This is a genomic window from Pantoea sp. CCBC3-3-1, from assembly GCF_007981265.1.
Taxonomy (GTDB): domain Bacteria; phylum Pseudomonadota; class Gammaproteobacteria; order Enterobacterales; family Enterobacteriaceae; genus Erwinia.
Genome location: NZ_CP034363.1, coordinates 4044564 through 4062852, shown reverse-complemented (window position 1 = coordinate 4062852; position 18289 = coordinate 4044564). Strand labels below are relative to the sequence as shown.

Annotated in this window: 20 protein-coding genes and 1 tRNA gene; 7 read left to right on the top strand and 14 right to left on the bottom strand. The window is 53.7% G+C overall.

Annotation, left to right across the window (positions count from 1 at the left end):
• Positions 1 to 54: 54 nt before the first annotated feature.
• Positions 55 to 130 (bottom strand) — tRNA-Phe (locus tag EHV07_RS18915).
• Between the two features lie 670 nt (positions 131 to 800).
• On the opposite strand from EHV07_RS18915, the gene EHV07_RS18910 reads away from it, so the two are divergent.
• Positions 801 to 2945: an ornithine decarboxylase gene (locus tag EHV07_RS18910; RefSeq protein ID WP_147199711.1), complete on the top strand. Its 2145-nt coding sequence runs from the start codon at positions 801 to 803 to the stop codon at positions 2943 to 2945.
• A 39-nt stretch (positions 2946 to 2984) separates the two neighbouring features.
• Here EHV07_RS18910 and EHV07_RS18905 read toward each other — a convergent pair whose 3' ends face one another.
• On the bottom strand, positions 2985 to 3530 hold the full coding sequence (locus tag EHV07_RS18905) for a TetR/AcrR family transcriptional regulator (RefSeq protein WP_254446366.1): 546 nt from the start codon (positions 3528 to 3530) through the stop codon (positions 2985 to 2987).
• A 371-nt stretch (positions 3531 to 3901) separates the two neighbouring features.
• On the opposite strand from EHV07_RS18905, the gene EHV07_RS18900 reads away from it, so the two are divergent.
• Both EHV07_RS18900 and EHV07_RS18895 read left to right on the top strand, forming a co-directional pair.
• Entirely contained in the window at positions 3902 to 5122 is a 1221-nt protein-coding gene (locus EHV07_RS18900; RefSeq protein ID WP_147199709.1) for a Tm-1-like ATP-binding domain-containing protein, read from the top strand.
• Between the two features lie 2 nt (positions 5123 to 5124).
• Complete coding sequence (locus EHV07_RS18895; RefSeq protein WP_147199708.1) at positions 5125 to 5952, top strand: phosphoenolpyruvate hydrolase family protein; 828 nt, start codon at positions 5125 to 5127, stop codon at positions 5950 to 5952.
• Between the two features lie 110 nt (positions 5953 to 6062).
• On the opposite strand, the gene mltC is transcribed toward EHV07_RS18895, so the two are convergent.
• From mltC to mutY, 3 genes are read right to left on the bottom strand one after another with little or no spacing between them, the layout of a single operon-like run.
• Positions 6063 to 7142 (bottom strand): membrane-bound lytic murein transglycosylase MltC, encoded by a 1080-nt coding sequence (gene mltC / locus EHV07_RS18890; protein WP_147199707.1) that lies wholly within the window; start codon positions 7140 to 7142, stop codon positions 6063 to 6065.
• Positions 7143 to 7193: 51 nt separating this feature from the next.
• Entirely contained in the window at positions 7194 to 7466 is a 273-nt protein-coding gene (locus EHV07_RS18885; protein ID WP_147199706.1) for an oxidative damage protection protein, read from the bottom strand.
• Positions 7466 to 8554, bottom strand: coding sequence for an A/G-specific adenine glycosylase (mutY, locus tag EHV07_RS18880; RefSeq protein ID WP_147199705.1), 1089 nt, complete (start codon positions 8552 to 8554; stop codon positions 7466 to 7468). The genes EHV07_RS18885 and mutY overlap by 1 nt, the downstream gene beginning before the upstream one ends.
• Positions 8555 to 8706: 152 nt before the next feature.
• On the opposite strand from mutY, the gene trmB reads away from it, so the two are divergent.
• From trmB to EHV07_RS18865, 3 genes are all read left to right on the top strand, one after another.
• A complete protein-coding gene (gene trmB, locus EHV07_RS18875) occupies positions 8707 to 9426 on the top strand; it encodes a tRNA (guanosine(46)-N7)-methyltransferase TrmB (protein ID WP_147199704.1) in 720 nt (239 codons plus the stop codon).
• Positions 9426 to 9752, top strand: coding sequence for a YggL family protein (locus tag EHV07_RS18870; RefSeq protein ID WP_147199703.1), 327 nt, complete (start codon positions 9426 to 9428; stop codon positions 9750 to 9752). The genes trmB and EHV07_RS18870 overlap by 1 nt, the downstream gene beginning before the upstream one ends.
• A 63-nt stretch (positions 9753 to 9815) precedes the next feature.
• Positions 9816 to 10529 carry a DUF2884 domain-containing protein gene (locus tag EHV07_RS18865; protein WP_147199702.1) on the top strand — a complete coding sequence of 238 codons (714 nt, stop codon included), beginning with the start codon at positions 9816 to 9818 and terminating at the stop codon, positions 10527 to 10529.
• 61 nt (positions 10530 to 10590) lie between these two features.
• Here EHV07_RS18865 and hemW read toward each other — a convergent pair whose 3' ends face one another.
• The 4 genes from hemW to EHV07_RS18845 are packed head-to-tail and all read right to left on the bottom strand — an operon-like array spanning position 10591 to position 13612.
• Positions 10591 to 11730: a radical SAM family heme chaperone HemW gene (hemW, locus tag EHV07_RS18860; RefSeq protein WP_147199701.1), complete on the bottom strand. Its 1140-nt coding sequence runs from the start codon at positions 11728 to 11730 to the stop codon at positions 10591 to 10593.
• Positions 11723 to 12316 (bottom strand): XTP/dITP diphosphatase, encoded by a 594-nt coding sequence (locus EHV07_RS18855; protein WP_147199700.1) that lies wholly within the window; start codon positions 12314 to 12316, stop codon positions 11723 to 11725. Before EHV07_RS18855 ends, hemW begins: the two co-directional genes overlap by 8 nt.
• A 25-nt stretch (positions 12317 to 12341) precedes the next feature.
• Entirely contained in the window at positions 12342 to 12896 is a 555-nt protein-coding gene (locus EHV07_RS18850; RefSeq protein WP_147199699.1) for a YggT family protein, read from the bottom strand.
• An 8-nt stretch (positions 12897 to 12904) separates the two neighbouring features.
• Entirely contained in the window at positions 12905 to 13612 is a 708-nt protein-coding gene (locus EHV07_RS18845) for a YggS family pyridoxal phosphate-dependent enzyme (protein ID WP_147199698.1), read from the bottom strand.
• A gap of 15 nt (positions 13613 to 13627) precedes the next feature.
• Here EHV07_RS18845 and EHV07_RS18840 point away from each other — a divergent pair, with 15 nt between their 5' ends.
• Entirely contained in the window at positions 13628 to 14623 is a 996-nt protein-coding gene (locus EHV07_RS18840; RefSeq protein WP_147199697.1) for a type IV pilus twitching motility protein PilT, read from the top strand.
• Positions 14624 to 14625: 2 nt separating this feature from the next.
• Here the strand turns inward: EHV07_RS18840 and ruvX are convergent, their stop codons facing one another.
• From ruvX to endA, 5 genes are all read right to left on the bottom strand, one after another.
• Complete coding sequence (ruvX, locus tag EHV07_RS18835) at positions 14626 to 15048, bottom strand: Holliday junction resolvase RuvX (protein ID WP_174822366.1); 423 nt, start codon at positions 15046 to 15048, stop codon at positions 14626 to 14628.
• Positions 15048 to 15611, bottom strand: a complete 564-nt coding sequence (locus EHV07_RS18830) for a YqgE/AlgH family protein (protein WP_147199695.1) — start codon at positions 15609 to 15611, stop codon at positions 15048 to 15050. The genes ruvX and EHV07_RS18830 overlap by 1 nt, the downstream gene beginning before the upstream one ends.
• A 92-nt stretch (positions 15612 to 15703) precedes the next feature.
• The gene (gene gshB / locus EHV07_RS18825) at positions 15704 to 16648 is read right to left on the bottom strand and encodes a glutathione synthase (RefSeq protein ID WP_147199694.1); all 945 of its coding nucleotides are present in this window, start codon (positions 16646 to 16648) and stop codon (positions 15704 to 15706) included.
• An 87-nt stretch (positions 16649 to 16735) separates the two neighbouring features.
• Positions 16736 to 17467: a 16S rRNA (uracil(1498)-N(3))-methyltransferase gene (gene rsmE, locus EHV07_RS18820; RefSeq protein WP_147199693.1), complete on the bottom strand. Its 732-nt coding sequence runs from the start codon at positions 17465 to 17467 to the stop codon at positions 16736 to 16738.
• Positions 17468 to 17542: 75 nt separating this feature from the next.
• Positions 17543 to 18256: a deoxyribonuclease I gene (gene endA / locus EHV07_RS18815; protein WP_147199692.1), complete on the bottom strand. Its 714-nt coding sequence runs from the start codon at positions 18254 to 18256 to the stop codon at positions 17543 to 17545.
• Positions 18257 to 18289: the final 33 nt, after the last annotated feature.

The following is an 18289-nucleotide window of genomic DNA, read 5'->3' as shown; positions in this document are numbered from 1 at the left end:
CTCCCGTTAAACGCCCGTCAGTTTTCTCACCTCTGACCAGCGTGCTTCGAATAGTGGTGCCCGGAGGCGGAATCGAACCACCGACACGGGGATTTTCAATCCCCTGCTCTACCGACTGAGCTATCCGGGCAACGAGGCGCATTAAACCGTAGTCGCTTAAAATCGTCAACGGCTTTATGCAGGAAAGCGAACTGATTGCACTCTTTTTCAGCAGTTGTCGGCAAAATAAACAGTTTTCTTACCTCTCCTGATTGCTTTTCAACCAGGTAACACGGCCTGGCAGATACGGCGCTTATCAACAGCTTTCTGATTGAATAGCTTTGCATAACAAATGCATAGGCAACGGAAATATAACCTTTTGATACCACCAGTAATTGGTTAACTTATTGAAAATGAAAGATAAGATAAAAAGGGCGCTTGCAGTTTGATGCACTCTCTATATTGAACCTGAAAAAAAAAGATGCCATTATTGCGGCCGTTTATCATCATCCATCTTCTGAGGTCGCCGCCATGAAAAGGTCACAGCTGCAAAGCGTCTGTCACCAACATCACTCGATGTCGTGCCGCCGATCCGCTTGTCACATTCCGTCAAAAAATTCTCCCGCCATGCGGTGAGGGTTTTTATACGCTTTACTGTTGGCCATGCGTAAAAACAGACGCGATCTGATTTTACTGATGTCTATCGGTTGAAGCCGGACTCCATCTGCTGAAAACCCTGACACCTTCGCCGGGCGAGGGCCGTAGCCTTTTCCCATTGCTGTGCCTCTGGCACCCACTCATCCTTGTTTTGGATTAGTGCTATGACACCTTTGAAAATTGCAGCCAGCACCACTGTGGCCATCCATCTCCAGACCGGGCGCGAAGTCGTCACGCTGGAAAAAACCGATTTTACTGATGTGGCGGCGGTGGTCGTCTCCGTTGCAGACTCACGCAGCGGCATGCTGGCTCTGCTGCGCCACACCGGGTTTAATCTGCCGGTCTTTATTGCCCTGGATGACGCTGACCAGGCGCAGGATTTACCCGAGGTGACGGGTTTATTGACCGGTGAAGCGGATGATGCCGCCAGGCTGGAAGCGGCTGCCTCACACTATCAGTCCGGCCTGTTACCGCCATTTTTCGAGACGCTAACTAAATATGTGGCGATGGATAACAGTACTTTTGCCTGTCCGGGCCATCAGGGCGGCGCGTTCTTCAAAAAGCATCCGGCCGGCCGTCAGTTTTATGATTTCTTCGGTGAGAACGTTTTTCGTGCCGATATGTGCAACGCCGACGTCAAATTAGGCGATCTGCTGATCCACGAAGGATCGGCCAAGGATGCGCAAAAATTTGCGGCCAAAGTATTTAACGCCGACAAAACCTATTTTGTGCTGAACGGCACGTCCAGCGCCAATAAAGTGGTGACGAATGCGCTGCTGACGCGTGGCGATCTGGTGCTGTTTGACCGTAATAACCATAAATCGAATCATCACGGCGCATTGATTCAGGCTGGCGCGACGCCTGTTTATCTGGAAACGGCACGTAACCCGTTTGGGTTTATTGGCGGTATTGACGCCCACTGTTTTGATGAAGCTTATCTGCGTCAGCAAATCGCCCAGGTCGCGCCTGAGCGGGTCACGGAAGCACGTCCTTTCCGTCTGGCCGTTATCCAGCTCGGGACCTACGACGGCACGGTTTATAACGCGCGTAAGGTGATCGACAGCATTGGTCATCTGTGTGACTACATCCTGTTTGATTCAGCCTGGGTGGGGTACGAGCAGTTTATTCCCGTGATGGAAGCCTGTTCGCCGCTGTTGCTGACGCTGAACGAGAACGACCCCGGTATTTTTGTAACGCAGTCGGTGCACAAGCAGCAGGCGGGCTTCTCGCAGACTTCGCAGATCCACAAAAAAGACAATCACATTCGTGGTCAGCAGCGTTTTTGCAGCCATAAGCGGCTCAATAATGCTTTTATGCTGCATGCTTCAACCAGCCCGTTTTATCCGCTGTTCGCGGCGCTGGACGTGAATGCCAAAATGCATCAGGGCGAAGCGGGCCGCCGGTTGTGGCACGAATGCGTTACGTTAGGCATTGATGCGCGTAAGGCGATCCTTGCCAAATGCGAGATGATCAAACCTTTTATTCCTGACGAGGTAGAAGGGCAACCCTGGCAGGATGCGCCAACCGCAACCATCGCCTCAGACGCGCGCTATTTCAGTTTTGCGCCTCGTGCTGCCTGGCACGGTTTTGCTGGCTACGAGCGGGATCAGTATCTGATCGATCCCTGCAAGCTGCTGCTGACGACGCCGGGAATTGATGCCGCCAGCGGCCAGTATGCGTCGTTTGGTATTCCGGCCACCATCCTGGCGAACTATCTGCGCGAAAATGGCGTAGTGCCGGAGAAATGCGATCTTAACTCGATTCTGTTCCTGCTCACCCCGGCAGAAAGCGTGGAGAAAATGGCGCATTTGGTGGCGAAACTGGCGCAGTTTGAACAACATATCAAGGAAGATGCGCTGTTACGCGATGTGCTGCCCACTATTTACCGCAAGAATGCAGCGCGTTACGAAGGTTATACGCTACGCCGCCTTTGCATGGAGATGCATCAGCTTTACGTCAGCCACGGCGTGAAGGACTTGCAGAAAGCGATGTTCCGCCAGGAAAGTTTACCAGCTGTGGCAATGAACCCTCAGGATGCAAACCGGGAGTTTATTCGCGGCAATGTCGAACTGGTGCCGATCGCTGAAGCACAAGGGCGGATCGCCGCAGAGGGCGCATTACCTTATCCACCGGGCGTGCTTTGCGTGGTCCCCGGCGAAGTTTGGGGCGGGGCGGTGCAACGCTATTTCCTTGCGCTGGAAGAGGGGCTGAATCTACTGCCCGGCTTCTCGCCCGAACTTCAAGGCGTCTATGCCGAAACGGACGAAAACGGCGTTAAGCGTTTGATGGGCTATATGATCAACGGCTGATTTTGCCAGCAGGGGGGGGCACCCCCTGCTACAGGGCAGCTAGCTCAGTGCCTCAGAATCTTCTCTGGCCTGGCGAATGATCGCTTTCGCTATCCATTTGCCGATATCCTGAAGCTGATCGTTATCGCATCCCCAGATATCTTTCATGACCAGGAAAATTTCTGAACCGTACACCAGCGACAGGGCATGCACGACGCGCTCAACGAGATGGGGCGGCAATTCGCTGTGTAAAGGTTCAACCACGTGCTGCAACAAGGCTTTACGATTTCCTCGCACCAGCTTTTCTTTGTCCGGGTTGTCATTAGACTGCGACTGCGCCCATTGCGTTAGGGAAAGATGCAGTGCCGCTCGCAGTGTCCCTTCGTGTTCAAGCATGCGCGGAAAAGCGAAGGTCAGCAGCTCTTCAACACGATCCCCCACCTCTTCTTGTGAAGGTCGCCAGCTTTTAATCGGGCTGAGGGTTTCCGTAACAATGGCGGAGACCAGCGCACTTTGGGTAGGGAAATAGCGATAGGCTGTTGCACGAGAAAGCTGGGCAACGGCGGCAACTTCGGTAATGGATGGGAACGCGCCGCTGTCGAACATTTTCATTGCTGTTTCAATCAGTAAGCGACGTGTTCTTGCACGTGTGGCGGTCAGAATTTTAACCCCAGCGGAATCCCTTTGCTCCACAATAACCTCATTTTTACGATTAAATCTGCTTGTTATTCAAGCCATTGATGACGGCAGGCGGGATAATCACGGGTATCGCCGCCAGAGCCTGCAGGACAGGTTCCATCAGTAAGCATAGCCAACATCCTTGTGAGACGTAAATTCCATTCAATTGATTTATCAATGATGAAGATGATACTGTTATCTCATCATGAAAGGGTGTAAAAACCCAATGACGTATTTACTTTTTTATTGTTGTTTTATCAAGTCTTTATTACGTCTGATAACAGGGTGTTGTTACGACTATGACTATTAATACTCGCTATATTTACGTTGTTGCTACAGCAGATACTAAAGGAAGGGAACTGTTTTATGTTAGCGATTGCCTGAGCAAGGCAGGGGCTAACGTACTCACGGTTGACCTGTCTACTCAATTAGTTAGCACCGCTTCGCAGGCTGATTTTCCTCCTGAACTGATTGCTGATTTTCATCCCAACGGACGCGATGCCGTGTTCTGCGGTGACCGTGGAAAAGCTATTGATGCTATGGCACTGGCATTTAAGACTTTCCTCACTAAAAGAGGAGATCTGGCAGGCGTCATTGGGATGGGCGGCTCCTGCGGCACGGCGTTAATCACGCCTGCCATGCAGGCGCTACCGGTTGGTATACCCAAAGTGATGGTGTCGACGATGGCATCCGGTGATATTTCTGGCTACGTGGGTGCCAGCGATATCAGCATGATTTATTCTGTCACTGATGTTGCCGGGCTTAACCGCATCTCACGTCAGGTGCTGGGCAACGCGGCGAATCAAATCGCTGGCGCGGTGCTTTTTCCCCTGGAAGAGAATGCGGCGGATAAGCCTGCGCTTGGGCTGACCATGTTTGGGGTGACAACACCCTGTATTCAGACCGTCAGTGCGATGCTGGAAGACGATTACGACTGTCTGGTGTTTCATGCCACGGGCAGCGGTGGTAAAGCCATGGAGAAGCTGGCAGACAGCGGTATGCTGTCAGGCCTGCTGGATCTGACCACGACAGAAGTGTGCGACATGCTGTTTGATGGCGTGCTGGCGTGTGATGAAACGCGTTTTGACGCGGTGGCAAACAAACGCATTCCCTGCGTGATGTCATGCGGTGCACTGGATATGGTTAATTTCGGCCATCAGTCTACGGTGCCGCAAAAATATGCCGGGCGCCTGTTCTATCATCACAATGCTCAGGTGACGTTGATGCGCACCACGGCGGAAGAGAATGTGGCGATGGCGAAGTGGATCGCTGAAAAGCTTAATCGCTGTGACGGCAATCTTGTTTTCCTGATCCCAGAAGGCGGCTTCTCACTACTGGATGCGCCGGGACAGCCCTTCTGGTCGCCAGAAGCCAGTCAGGCCTTTATCACCACGCTGGAAGCTCACGTCCAACAGACCGAAAGCCGTAAAATTCTGCGTCTGCCTTTTAACATCAACGATCCGCAGTTTGCGGTCGCGGCGGTCAAACAGTTTCAACAGCTGGTCGAGAAGGAGTTTTAACGATGGCTTTTACCCGTCAGGAGATACTGACTAAATTTAACGCAATGATTGCGCGCCGTGAACCTATCATCGGCGGCGGTGCGGGTACCGGACTCTCTGCAAAATGTGAAGAAGCTGGCGGCATCGACCTGATAGTGATTTATAATTCAGGCCGCTATCGCATGGCCGGACGCGGTTCACTTGCTGGCCTTCTCGCCTATGGCAATGCAAACGAAATTGTCGTGGATATGGCGAAAGAAGTCCTGCCGGTAGTGAAAAACACGCCGGTGCTGGCTGGCGTCAATGGCACCGATCCTTTCTGTCATTTCGATAAGTTTCTTGATGATTTAAAAGCGATGGGTTTCTCCGGCGTACAAAATTTCCCCACCGTGGGCCTGATTGACGGCAACTTCCGGGCAAACCTTGAAGAGACCGGCATGGGCTATGGGCTGGAAGTGGAAATGATACGCCTGGCTCATCAAAAAGGCCTGCTCACTACGCCCTATGTATTTAGCGAAGAAAATGCCGTGGCCATGACCGAAGCGGGCGCAGATATTATCGTGCCGCATATGGGGCTGACTACCGGCGGCAATATTGGTGCAGAAACGGCACTTAAGTTATCAGATTGCGTGCCGCTTATTAACCAGTGGGCAGAGGCTGCAAAGCGTGTACGCAAGGATGTGATTGTGTTGTGTCATGGAGGGCCCATCTCAACTCCTGAAGATGCGCAGTACATACTTAGCCACTGCCCGCAGTGTGATGGATTTTACGGTGCCAGCTCCATGGAGCGGTTGCCAACGGAAGTCGCACTGACCGAAACAACCAGAAAATTTAAAAATATAAGTCTTTAATTTTTGCCAAGACTGGGGAATTTCCCCTTATCCACCGGCGACTCTCAGAGTCGCCGTTTTTTTTGCCGACAAACCGGGAACAGTAACGGGCAGCGAACTGCCCGTTGCGGTTAATAACGGTGATAGCTTTTCTGCGCGTTGCTCACTTTGTAGAGGTAGCGACGTGATTCAGCAGAAGGATGGTTAGTGGCCAGCGTCTGATAAACTTCAGCCGGCGACAGGTCATTAATGGCGTTAAAGGCCCGCCCCTTATCGCTGGAGAACACTTTCAGCACGCTGCCTGCACCGCCGTTGTAAGCGGTGATGACCGCATAGCGCCGCGAAATCGGATTAGTAATGCCGCCCAGGTAACTGCCCTGCAAGATAGAAAGATAGGCCGTTCCGGCATCGATATTATTTTCCGGATCCAGCAGATAGCTGCGGCTTGGCTTGCCCCATTTACCCTTCATGCGGAACACATCCACGCCTGCGGTATGCTGTACAACCTGCATCAGTCCCAGCGCGTCGGAATGACTGACGGCATAAGGGTTAAAGCTCGACTCGATCTGCATAATCGCCAGGATCAGTGACTGATCGACGCCATATTTTTCAGCCGCTTTACGTACCATCGGCAGATATTTATGCGCACGCTTATCCAAATGGTTAGGTACCATCGGGATGGTCACCGACCAGATAACATGCAGGCCTGAATTACGGCGCTGAAGTTTATTCTGGATCAGGTAATCGGCGAAGCTGGCGGCACGACCCTGCCAGCGGATCGCCTGACCGGTATTATCTAACACCTGGCCGTACAGCAGCGGCTCCTGACCAAGCTGGATATCGTTGGCATCGGAATAAAGATCGACATTGCCAGGATCTTCACCGATCAACAGCGTGGTGATAATTGCCTGACGCAGGCTGGCCATCGGATCGGTTCCGGCAATGGTCTCGATAGTGATGGAACCGGCATCAAAGTTGATATGGCTGCGGGTGTAATATTGATCGCTATATTTTACGTAATCTTTCGGGCCAGCGATCAGCACCTCGTTAATGCCCCAGATATTTTCGATGTTGTGGGCAAACTGCCCCATCAGGATATCGAATCCGTTGGTGTCCTTAACCCATTCTTCATGGAAAACCGGCTTTTTATTGCTGGAGCAGGAGATCAACAACGGCGCAATAACCAGTAAACCTATCAGCTTCTTATTCATTATGTCGTGCTTCGCCCAAACTGAGAGGGCCTCTGTGGCGAGGCCTTTTGATTATTCTTCTGGCGGGGTAAAACCTTCGATATGGACGTCGTGTCCTTCGAACAGGAATTTCACCATCTCCTGCTCAAGCAGTTTGCGGTCTTCCGGGTTCATCATGCTGAGCTTCTTTTCGTTAATCAGCATGGTTTGCTTACTCATCCACTGCGACCAGGCCTCTTTCGAGATCTCGTTATAGATACGCTTGCCCACTTCGCCGGGATAAAGCTGGAAATCCTGTCCTTCAGCATCACGTTGCAGGAACGTGCAAAAAATAGTTCTGCTCATTATTCTTCCTCATCTGTCGCGCGGAGAGCCAGCGCGGTTTGTTGCGGCTGACGCAGCTGCTGTAGCAGGCGTTCCACCGGGGCGGCCAGCCCGACGGACGGCGGCTGCGCTAAGTTATACCAGAGACCAGCGGGTTCATCCATTGCGGCGCTGGCCTGAGGCAGTTTCAGCCACATTGGCACGATATCCAGGTGAAAATGGCTGAAGGTGTGGCGAAAAGCGATGCCCTGCGACAGTGAGGCCGCATCGATCCCGCGCTGCTGGAGCCACTGCTCCAGCTCGGGGCGGGTAGCAAATTGTGGGAAGCAGAACAGCCCGCCCCACAGGCCCACCGGAGGCCGCTGTTCCAGCCAGACCTTCTCGTCGCGCTGCATCATCAGCATCCAGCCGGTGCGCTCGGGCAGCGTCTGTTTTGGTTTCTTGCCGGGATAATTAGCCCAGCTGCCGTTGGCGTAAGCTATACAGCCGAGATTCAGCGGGCAAATTTCACATTTTGGTTTTGAGCGCGTGCAGACCATCGCCCCAAGATCCATCATCGCCTGGTTAAACTGGCTGACGCCTTCGGCTGGCGTCACCTCTTCGCTGATTTGCCACAGGCGTTTTTCTACCTCTTTTTTTCCCGGCCAGCCTGCAACGGCGTAGCAGCGGGCCAGCACGCGCTTCACGTTGCCGTCGAGGATGGGAAAATGTTTGCCAAGAGAAAGAGAAAGAATAGCGCCAGCCGTTGAGCGGCCCACGCCAGGCAAATCCGCTACTTCTTCAAACGTCTCCGGGAATGTGCCCGCATGCTTTTCTACCACCATGATGGCGGCTTTATGTAAATTTCGTGCGCGGGCATAGTAGCCAAGCCCGGTCCACAGATGCAGCACCTCATCAAGCGGTGCGGCTGCCAGATCGGCTACCGTGGGGAAGCGCGTCATAAACCGTTCAAAATAGGGGATAACGGTCGCTACCTGGGTTTGTTGTAGCATAACCTCAGAAAGCCAGACTTTATAAGGCGTTTTTTCCTGTTGCCACGGCAGGGTTTTACGGCCAAAGCGCTGATACCAGTCCAGTACCTGCCGTGAGAACTGCGGCGCTTGCATCATGTTTCAGAGATTTCCAGTAAGAATTAAAAAATCAGGCTGGGATTCCAGCACAGACCAACTATGCTGTAAACCGGAACTTTCCAGGGCTTGCTTAACCGCTGTAACTTTGCATAATGCCCGTTTTCCAGATATTGCAGACCAGCAGGCAAAACATGAAGAATGATGTTATTACACCGGAGTTTGACGAAGACGGCCGTCCAATGCGCCGTATTCGCAGCTTCGTACGTCGTCAGGGCCGCCTGACGAAAGGCCAGCAGCATGCGCTGGACCATTTCTGGCCGGTAAAAGGGGTGGAGTATCAGCCTGAGCCGGTGGATCTGGCGGAACTGTTTGGCCGTGAAGCGCCTGTGGTTCTGGAGATCGGCTTTGGGATGGGCGCCTCGCTGGTGGCGATGGCGGCAGCGAACCCCCAGCAGAACTTCCTTGGTATTGAAGTGCACTCGCCTGGCGTAGGTGCCTGCCTTAGCACTGCGCATGAGGCTGGCGTGGAGAATCTGCGCGTGATGTGTCACGATGCGGTGGACGTGCTGGATAAGATGATCCCGGATCACTCGCTGCGTATGGTGCAGCTGTTTTTCCCGGATCCCTGGCATAAAGCGCGTCATAACAAGCGTCGCATTGTTCAGGTAGCTTTTGCTGAGCTGGTAATGCGTAAACTGAAGCTGGGTGGTGTATTCCACATGGCTACCGACTGGGAAGCTTATGCCGTGCATATGCTGGAAGTCATGAGCTCGATTTCCGGCTTTAAAAACCAGTCGCCGACGCTTGATTACGTGCCGCGTCCGGACTCGCGCCCGTTAACGAAATTTGAGCAGCGTGGACAGCGTCTTGGTCACGGTGTATGGGATTTGATGTTTGAGAGGATTAAATAATGGCTACCCAACGCAGTCGTCGTTTGCGTAAAAAAATGCATATTGATGAGTTTCAGGAACTGGGCTTTTCCGTGGGCTTCTCTTTCCCGGAAGGCAGCAGCAGTGAAACGATCGATACAACCGTTGATGCGCTGATTGAAGAAGTGATCGACCCCAACGGCCTGGCTTTCGATGGCAGCGGTTATCTGCATTGGGAAGGTTTGGTCTGCCTGCAGCAGATTGGCAAGTGTACCGATGAGCATCGCGAGCTGGTGCGTAAATGGCTTGAGGATCACAAACTGACCAATGTTCAGGTGACCGAACTTTTTGACGTCTGGTGGGACTAATAGTTGAGTTTGTCAGTATTCTGAGGCCACGCTTGCGTGGCCTTTTTATTCAATGGAGGCAAGATGCGTAAAGCGATGGTCGTAGGGGCATTCTTACTGGTTGCGGCGGGTCAGGCGCAGGCTGATTACCAATGTAGCGTGAATCCTCAGGATGACGTTGTTATTTCTCCTCAGACGGTACAGGTGGTTGGTGCCAGCGGTAATCTTGTCATTACCCCAACCGGTGATGTGCAGCGCAACGGGCAGTCGATCAAACCAGACAATGCCACCCGGCAAACAGCGATCGATTATCAGGCTGCATTACGCCGCGATTTACCCTGGATCGATCAAGGCGCTCACCAGCGTCTTGAAAAAGGCCGTGTGGCGCTGGACAGGGTGATTGTTGAGAAACTGGGGCAGGGCAGCAAGGTTCGTAGTCGGCTGACTAAGCTGGACGAGCAGTTAAAACAGCAAATGAGCCGCATTATCGAACGCCGCAGCGACGGCCTGACCTTCCATCATCAGGCTATTCAACAGGTTCGTCAGGACGGTGAACGCCTGGTGCAAAGCGCGCTGGGCGGCATCGTGCAGGACAGCCTCAATGAAATGGGCACTCAGCCATCCAGCGGCGGCAACTCTTTGCAGGCGATGATGGGAAGCCTTGGTGGCCTACAGCAGGCGGTGCAGGCTGAATGGAGCAATCAGGAAGCGGATTTCCAGAATTTCGGCCACGAGGTGTGTAATCGTGTTACCAGCCTGGAGCAACAGCGTAAATCGTTGATAAACGGGATGAAATAAACGAGAGGCCGTGCTGCCAGCTTAATCGAAGGCTCGCAGCACGGTTGGCAGGAATGACAGATTACTCTTCTGCCAAAAACAGCTCCAGCAGCGAGTTCAGGAACAGTTTTCCTTTCTCGGTGATCTGCCAGTGTTCTGCGGTCTCTGTGAGATAACCTTTTGCCAGCGCTTCGTTGATTTGCGGACGAATAACCTCTTCGGCCAGGCCGGTGTAGCGGCCGAACTCCTCGCGCGGCGCGGCTTCCAGCAGGCGGAAACGGCTCATAAAGAACTCGAACGGCTTCTCTTTATCCGCAACGTCATACTGCTTGTCCAGATAGTTACCCGCCATAAACCCACGCGGATGCTTCGTCTTGCTGGTACGGACAATACGTCCATCCGGCTGTGTCAGTTTCCCGTGCGCGCCGCAGCCAATCCCCAGATAGTCGCCAAAGCGCCAGTAGTTGAGGTTGTGCTCACAGCGGTAGCCCGGTTTAGCATAGGCGGAGGTTTCATACTGCTCGTAACCCGCCGCGGTCAGTAACTGATGACCCTGTTCAAAAATATCCCAGAGCGCATCGTCATCCGGCAGAATCGGCGGACGGGAAGCAAACAGCGTATTCGGTTCGATGGTCAGCTGATACCAGGAAAGATGAGGCGGATTCAGCTCAATCGCCTGGCGCAGATCGCTCAGCGCTTCGTCCAGCGACTGATCCGGCAGACCGTGCATCAAATCGAGATTAAAACTACGCAGGCCTAAATCCGTAGCCAAATGCGCCGCGCGTTTGGCTTCATCAGGGCCGTGAATGCGTCCCAGACGCGTCAGCTTCTGCTGGCTGAAACTTTGCACGCCAATAGAGATGCGATTGATACCGGCTCGCTGATAGCCGCTGAAGCGGTCTGCTTCCACGGTGCCCGGATTCGCTTCCATGGTGATTTCAGCCGTTGGCGACAGCGGAAGACGTGCCCGCACACCATCCAGCAGCATCTGCATCGCTTCACTGCTCAACAAGCTTGGCGTGCCGCCGCCGATAAAAATGGTGCTCACTTCACGGCCGGACATCAGAGGCAGATCGATATCCAAATCGGCCAGCAGATGGCGCACATACTCTTCATGCGGCACTTCGCCCTTAAGCGCATGCGAGTTGAAATCGCAGTAAGGGCATTTCTGCACGCACCAGGGAATGTGGATATAAAGGCTGAGTGGCGGCAGATTATGCATTGCGCAACGCTTCCAGCATCAGGCTTAACGCTTTGCCACGGTGCGAAACCGCCCGTTTTTCATCTTTCGTCAGCTCGGCAGCGGTTTTACCCAGTGTTGGCACATAGAAAACCGGATCGTAGCCAAAGCCGCCTTCACCCGACATAGCGCGGGCGATTTCACCCTGCCAGCTGCCGTGGAACACCAGCGGCGTAGGATCTTCAGCATGGCGCAGATAGACCAGCACGCAGTGAAACTGTGCCGTACGTTTGCCGTCGGCGACATTTTCCAGCGCCTGAAGCAGCTTCGCGGTATTTTGCGAGTCGCTGGCATCAAGGCCGGCATAGCGCGCGGAGTAGATCCCCGGCGCGCCGCCCAGCGCATCCACAGCCAGGCCAGAATCATCGGCAATCGCGGGCAGACCCGTTATCGCTGCCGCATGACGCGCTTTCAGGATGGCATTCTCAATAAAAGTCAGGCCGGTTTCTTCGGCAGACTCCACGCCCAGCTCGGTTTGCGCCACGATGTTGAGGCCAAAGTCGGCCAGCAAATCAGCCAGTTCACGAACTTTTCCGGCATTGCCGGTGGCGAGCACTACTTTTTGCATATCAGGTCCAGAATTCAGTCAGGGTTTACAGCAAATACCAAAGGCCAGGGAACAGATCCATACCGAGATAGTTCAGCATATACAGGATCAGGATCACCACCATGGCGGAAAAATCGATGCCGCCCATGGCTGGCAAAATACGGCGAATCGGCGCCATTAGCGGCTCGGTCAGTTGGATCAGCATATAATCAACCGCGCCACGGCCCTGGCTTATCCAGCTCATTAGCGAGCGAATAATAATCACCCAGAACACCAGATAACCTGCCGATTTTACCAGCGACAGCAGGCCAACCAGCAGATTCATCGGGTCGAGCGAGATGGCGCCCACCTGAATCAGCAGCAGGATGGGGTACTTCAGCGTGGTCAGCACAAAGGCCAGCAGCAGCGAGGCCGTGTCAATTGGCCCGAGCGAAGGCAAAATACGCCGCAGTGGCTTCACTGTCGGCTGCGTGATTTTCACGATGAATTGTGAAAGTGGATTGTAAAAATCACAGCGCGCCCACTGCATCCAGATACGTAATAGCAGCACCATCACGTACAGGTCGATCAAAGTTTTGACCAGAAAAGTCAACGTCAGCATGAATTCCCTCAATTGTTGTTGTTAGTCGCGCCATAGTCACGCGCGCCAAAAATAGCGGTGCCGATGCGCACCATCGTACTGCCTGCCGCAATCGCGGCTTCCATGTCGTCGCTCATTCCCAGAGAAAGCGTATCGACGGATGGATAGCTTTTTTGTAGCCCGGAAAACGCCTCAGCCATCTGTTGGCAAACGGCAAGCTGCCGCTGGTAGTCGCTTTCCGGCGCTGGAATAGCCATCAGGCCACGCAGCCGTAAGCGCGGCAGTTGAGCAATCTCTTCTGCCAGCGCGGGCAGCGCTTCCAGCATGATGCCAGATTTGCTCTGTTCATCGCTGATGTTTATCTGAATCAGCACGTTTAGCGGTGGCAGCGCTGCGGGGCGCTGCTCATTAAGACGCGTGGCGAGCTTCAGACGATCGATGGTATGGCACCAGGCAAAATTCTCCGCCACCAGCCGACTTTTGTTGGATTGCAGCGGCCCGATAAAGTGCCACGTCAGCGACGAATTTTCCAGCAGCTGGATCTTATCTACGCCTTCCTGCACATAGTTTTCGCCAAAGCATGACTGACCAGCAGCGGCGGCTTCTTCGATCGCGCTCGCAGGTTTTGTTTTGCTTACTGCAAGCAGGGTAATCTCTGCTGGATCACGCCCGCATCGCTCGGCTGCCGCTGAGATTCGCTCGCGGACTTGCTGTAAGTTGTGCTGAATTGAGGTCATAGGTCAGGGAGTATTATGGATATTGAGAAGATCGTGGCGCTTAGTGTAAAGCATAACGCCGGGGATCTGCACCTTTGTAGTGGTCATTCTCCGTTCTGGCGCCGATCCGGGCATCTGGAAAAAATAGCCGATATGCCACTCATTGACGACACGCAGTTGCAGGCGGTTGCGCGACGCTGGCTGGACGCAGGGCAGCAGGCGCAGTTTGAGCAGGCAGGGCAAATCGATTTTGCCCTGTCGCTGCCTGGCGGAACGCGTCTGCGCGCCAATTTTTTCCGGCAGCGGCAGGGCGTTTCTCTGGCACTGCGAGTGATCGCCAGCGACTGTCCTGCACTGGCCAGCCTGCGTCTGCCGCCTGTTGTCAGCGAACTGTTGCGTCTTCAGGATGGCCTGGTGCTGGTAACAGGCGCGACCGGAAGCGGCAAATCCACCACGCTGGCGGCGTTGATTGGGGCAATTAATCAGCAGCAAAAACGCCATATTTTGACGCTGGAAGATCCGATTGAATTTATTCACCGTAGCCAGCAATCGCTTATCCAGCAGCGGGAAGTCGGTCTGCACTGTCGCTCTTTTAGCGCGGGGCTGAGGGCGGCACTGCGTGAAGACCCGGACGTCATCTTACTGGGCGAACTGCGTGACGGTGATACCATACAGCAGGCCCTGACCGCTGCGGAAACCGGGCATCTGGTGCTGGCAACGCTGCATACCCGGGGCGCGGCTCAGGTCATTGACAGGTTAGTAGACGTGTTTCCCGGCGCGGAAAAAAACCTCATCCGTAGCCAGCTGGCTGGCAGCCTGAAAGCGGCCATTGCGCAAAAGCTGGTGCCTGACAAGACGCAGGGTAGAATCGCTTTATTTGAAGTGTTAGTGAATACGCCAGCGGTAGCGAGCCTGATTCGGGAAGGTAAAACGCATCAGTTGCCCGGCGTGTTGCAAACCGGCATGCAGTCCGGCATGCAAACCTTCGAACAGAGCCTGAGTGAGCGTCAGCAGGCAGGTTTGCTGCCATAAAATCAGCTCCAGGCGCTTTCAAACCAGCTTTCGAGGATGACCACGGCTGAAAGCGAGTCGACGCTGCCTTTGTTCAGCGCCCGAAAGCCACCGCGTGAAAAGAGATCGGCGCGGGCTTCTACCGTACTCAGACGCTCATCATGCAGATCGACCTGAACGCCAAAACGGCCGTGCAGGCGATTAGCAAATTTGCGCGCTCTGGCCGTAAGCGGCTGCTCGGTGCCGTCCATATTTAGCGGCAATCCGACCACTACGCGATCGGGCTGCCACTCTTTCAGCAGCGCTTCGATTTTATCCCAGTCGGGAATGCCATCCTGAGCCTTTAGCGCGGCCAGCGGTCTGGCGGTGCCGGTCAGCTGCTGGCCAATTGCCACGCCGATGCTTTTGGTGCCAAAGTCGAAAGATAACAAAGTCATATGGCTCATCAGGCGTGTCCAACATCACTGGTGATATTATGGATATCCACACCAATGCTTTTCGCCGCTTCGCGCCAGCGCTCGGCAATGGGGGTTTTGAACAGAATATTGCTGTTAGCCGGGATGGTAAGCCAGGCATTTTCGAGCAGCTCGCTTTCCAGCTGGTCTTTCTCCCAGGCGCAATAGCCCAGCGCGACAAGTACGTTTTCTGGCTGCTCTGGCGTACCCAGCGTTTCCAGCACGTCGCGAGAAGTGGTCACTACGGTATTATCAGAAACACGGATACTGGAGGCAAAAGTATGCTGAGCAGAATGCAGAATAAAACCGCGATCTTCCGCCAGCGGGCCACCTGAAAAGACCGGCTTGTCGAGCTTGATTTCAGGCTCGCGAGGCGTCGGCATAATTTTAAGCTTTTTGAGAATACCGTCTACGGTCAGGTTCTCCATCGGCTTATTGACAATAATACCCATGGCCCCTTCGTCATTGTGCTCGCAAATATAAACAACCGAGCGTTTGAACAAAGGATCCTGCAGCGTGGGCATGGCAATCAAAAAATGATGCTGTAAATTCATATAAGGATTCTGTAGTCAGGTTAACCGCTCGCGGCAAGGCCCGCAGCAATTAACGGGGTTAACATGGGGGCGCATTGCCCCCAATTACCTCATCAGGCTAAACGCTTCTCTATCGCATCCATCAGCATACCAGTTATTGAAATGGGGAATGCGGCCTCGATCTCACGTATACAGGTTGGGCTGGTAACGTTAATCTCTGTCAACCTTTCACCAATGATGTCCAGACCGACAAAAATCAGTCCTTTAGCCTTCAGCTCAGGGCCAACGCGACGGGCAATCGCCAGGTCGCTTTCAGATAATGGACGAGCTTCGCCACGACCGCCAGCGGCCAGATTACCGCGTGTTTCGCCAGATTTAGGAATTCGGGCCAGGCAGTACGGCACGGGTTCGCCATCCACCATCAGCACGCGCTTGTCGCCATCTTTGATGGCCGGCAGGTAATTCTGCGCCATGCAGTAAAAGTTACCGTGATCGGTCAGCGTTTCAATAATGACCGACAGGTTAGGATCTTCCTTTTTAATGCGGAAGATTGACGCGCCGCCCATGCCGTCCAGCGGCTTCAGGATCACGTCGCCATGCTCCTGCCAGAATTGACGGATCTTTTCGGCGCTGCGGGTAACCAGCGTGTCAGGAGTCAGATCGGCAAACCAGGCGGTGAAAAGCTTTTCGTTACAGTCACGCAGGCTCTGCGGCTTGTTGACGATCAGCGTGCCTTTTTCTTCTGCACGTTCGAGGATGTAAGTGGCATAGATAAACTCGGTATCAAACGGCGGATCTTTGCGCATCAGCACAACGTTCAGGTCAGCCAGGGCGATATCCTGCTCGCTGCCAAATTCGAACCACTTATCGTAATTCTGCTCAACGCTCAGCTTGCGGGTAAAAGCGCGCGCTTCGCCGCCACGCAGATAGAGATCTTTCATCTCCATATAGTGGATTTCGTAACCACGGCGCTGTGCTTCCAGCAACATAGCGAAGCTGCTGTCTTTTTTAATATTGATGGAGGTAATCGGGTCCATCACAATGCCAAGCTTAATCATTCTTTTCTCCAGTTGAGCTGTCTTACTTGCCTTATGCGCGACATTCGTGTGCAAACGGGCTGCGACCATGACGTCCGGCCGGATGAACTACCCTAAATCGCCAAATCTTACCTGCAAAGCGGTGATGGCGGTCAGAGCCGTGGTTTCAGTGCGCAGCACGCGCGGCCCTAACAGAATATCGGTAAAGTCGTAACGTGCTGTCATCGCAATCTCATCTGCGGTCAGGCCGCCTTCCGGGCCGATCAATAACCGCACGCGACTGACTGGCTGAGGCAGCGTATTGATGCTCTGGCTGGCTCTGGGATGCAGGTTAAGTTTCAGACCTTCATCTTCTTCAGCACTCCAGGCTTCCAGCGACATCGCTTCACGCACTTCCGGGAGGCTGTTTCTGCCGCACTGTTCACAAGCCGCAATAACAATTTTTTGCCACTGCTGGATTTTTTTCGCCAGCCTTTGCTCATCAAGCTTTACGCCACAGCGTTCAGAAAACAAGGGGGTAATCGTATTAACTCCCAGCTCGACCGCTTTCTGAATGGTGAACTCCATCTTCTCGCCGCGCGACATAACCTGCCCTAAATGCAGATGAAGCGGGGATTCACGGCTTTCTTCACGACTTTGCGACAGTAAAACGCGTACGCTTTTTTTGTCTGCCTGTACGATTTCGGCGGCAAATGTCAGATTAGTGCCATCGAACAATTCCAGCGCCTGGCCGGGATTCATTCGCAAAACGCGGCCGACATGGTTAGCGGCTTCGTCGCAAAGCGCTATCTCGTTGCCGACAACAAGCGGCTCGGGATGATAGATGCGGGGTATTCGCATGGGGATCCTGATTAAAGTGGTTAGCCGCGCCAGGGCGCGCGGCCAAAAAGTGACATCTAGTTTAGGCCAGTGATTTTACCGCTGGCAAGCACGCTGTATATAGGGATTATGATTCCCCTGCACGCGGGCAATGCGGTTATCACGCTCGCATTCCCATGCCGTTACCGGATATTGCTTATCCCATACGGTCATCAGCTGCGTCTGCTGTTTTGACATCGCAATCTGATACCGATCGCGCATGTAAAACCAGGTACGGGCGATCGCGCCGCGTGCACGTGCAGGGGGCTCAGCCAGCTTGTTTTTAAAATCGATCTTCATTTCACACTGGCCATACTGATGCTCACTGCCGTTCCACTGGCTGTACATAAAGTTGCCACGGTCGCCGTTTACCTCGCCGATAGCGGGTTGCAGGTTATGCAAATCAGATTCAATGCGGCGGTATCCTGCATCTTTCGCGCACTGCTTTCTGCCGCCTTGCTGCCAACACTGACGCTGGTGGCCAAACGTCCAGGCCGGAACAACATGCTCCCACTCAATTCGGTTGGCACGGTTGGCATTTTTACGCACCTGATAACCACAGGAAGCCAGGTCCGGCACGCCTTTTTTACCCTGCCAGCGGATTTTACAGCCGCAGTAGAACGAGCCAGGCGCATCTGCATTGATCTGTGCCGCATAGGCTTTAGCCTGCGTGAAATTGTTCTGATGATAGTTGTCCAGGCTCAGAGCGTGGACAAAAAAAGTGGGAAGCAGCAGTGTGAGCGAAAAGGCGCTAATAATTTTACGAAGCATATTCCAATATTCTGTTAGTCAGTCAGGTCGGCG

Excerpts from the sequence above, each read along its gene's own strand:
- rsmE (WP_147199693.1), bottom strand. The coding sequence starts at position 17,467 with ATGCGAATACCCCGCATCTATCATCCCGAGCCGCTTGTTGTCGGCAAC.
- mutY (WP_147199705.1), bottom strand. The coding sequence starts at position 8,554 with ATGATGCAAGCGCCGCAGTTCTCACGGCAGGTACTGGACTGGTATCAG.
- EHV07_RS18855 (WP_147199700.1), bottom strand. The coding sequence starts at position 12,316 with ATGCAAAAAGTAGTGCTCGCCACCGGCAATGCCGGAAAAGTTCGTGAA.
- EHV07_RS18845 (WP_147199698.1), bottom strand. The coding sequence starts at position 13,612 with ATGACCTCAATTCAGCACAACTTACAGCAAGTCCGCGAGCGAATCTCA.
- EHV07_RS18865 (WP_147199702.1), top strand. The coding sequence starts at position 9,816 with ATGCGTAAAGCGATGGTCGTAGGGGCATTCTTACTGGTTGCGGCGGGT.
- endA (WP_147199692.1), bottom strand. The coding sequence starts at position 18,256 with ATGCTTCGTAAAATTATTAGCGCCTTTTCGCTCACACTGCTGCTTCCC.
- EHV07_RS18870 (WP_147199703.1), top strand. The coding sequence starts at position 9,426 with ATGGCTACCCAACGCAGTCGTCGTTTGCGTAAAAAAATGCATATTGAT.
- EHV07_RS18910 (WP_147199711.1), top strand. The coding sequence starts at position 801 with ATGACACCTTTGAAAATTGCAGCCAGCACCACTGTGGCCATCCATCTC.
- EHV07_RS18850 (WP_147199699.1), bottom strand. The coding sequence starts at position 12,896 with ATGCTGACGTTGACTTTTCTGGTCAAAACTTTGATCGACCTGTACGTG.
- trmB (WP_147199704.1), top strand. The coding sequence starts at position 8,707 with ATGAAGAATGATGTTATTACACCGGAGTTTGACGAAGACGGCCGTCCA.
- EHV07_RS18885 (WP_147199706.1), bottom strand. The coding sequence starts at position 7,466 with ATGAGCAGAACTATTTTTTGCACGTTCCTGCAACGTGATGCTGAAGGA.
- ruvX (WP_174822366.1), bottom strand. The coding sequence starts at position 15,048 with ATGAGCCATATGACTTTGTTATCTTTCGACTTTGGCACCAAAAGCATC.
- EHV07_RS18900 (WP_147199709.1), top strand. The coding sequence starts at position 3,902 with ATGACTATTAATACTCGCTATATTTACGTTGTTGCTACAGCAGATACT.
- EHV07_RS18830 (WP_147199695.1), bottom strand. The coding sequence starts at position 15,611 with ATGAATTTACAGCATCATTTTTTGATTGCCATGCCCACGCTGCAGGAT.
- EHV07_RS18840 (WP_147199697.1), top strand. The coding sequence starts at position 13,628 with ATGGATATTGAGAAGATCGTGGCGCTTAGTGTAAAGCATAACGCCGGG.
- mltC (WP_147199707.1), bottom strand. The coding sequence starts at position 7,142 with ATGAATAAGAAGCTGATAGGTTTACTGGTTATTGCGCCGTTGTTGATC.
- EHV07_RS18905 (WP_254446366.1), bottom strand. The coding sequence starts at position 3,530 with ATGTTCGACAGCGGCGCGTTCCCATCCATTACCGAAGTTGCCGCCGTT.
- hemW (WP_147199701.1), bottom strand. The coding sequence starts at position 11,730 with ATGCATAATCTGCCGCCACTCAGCCTTTATATCCACATTCCCTGGTGC.
- gshB (WP_147199694.1), bottom strand. The coding sequence starts at position 16,648 with ATGATTAAGCTTGGCATTGTGATGGACCCGATTACCTCCATCAATATT.
- EHV07_RS18895 (WP_147199708.1), top strand. The coding sequence starts at position 5,125 with ATGGCTTTTACCCGTCAGGAGATACTGACTAAATTTAACGCAATGATT.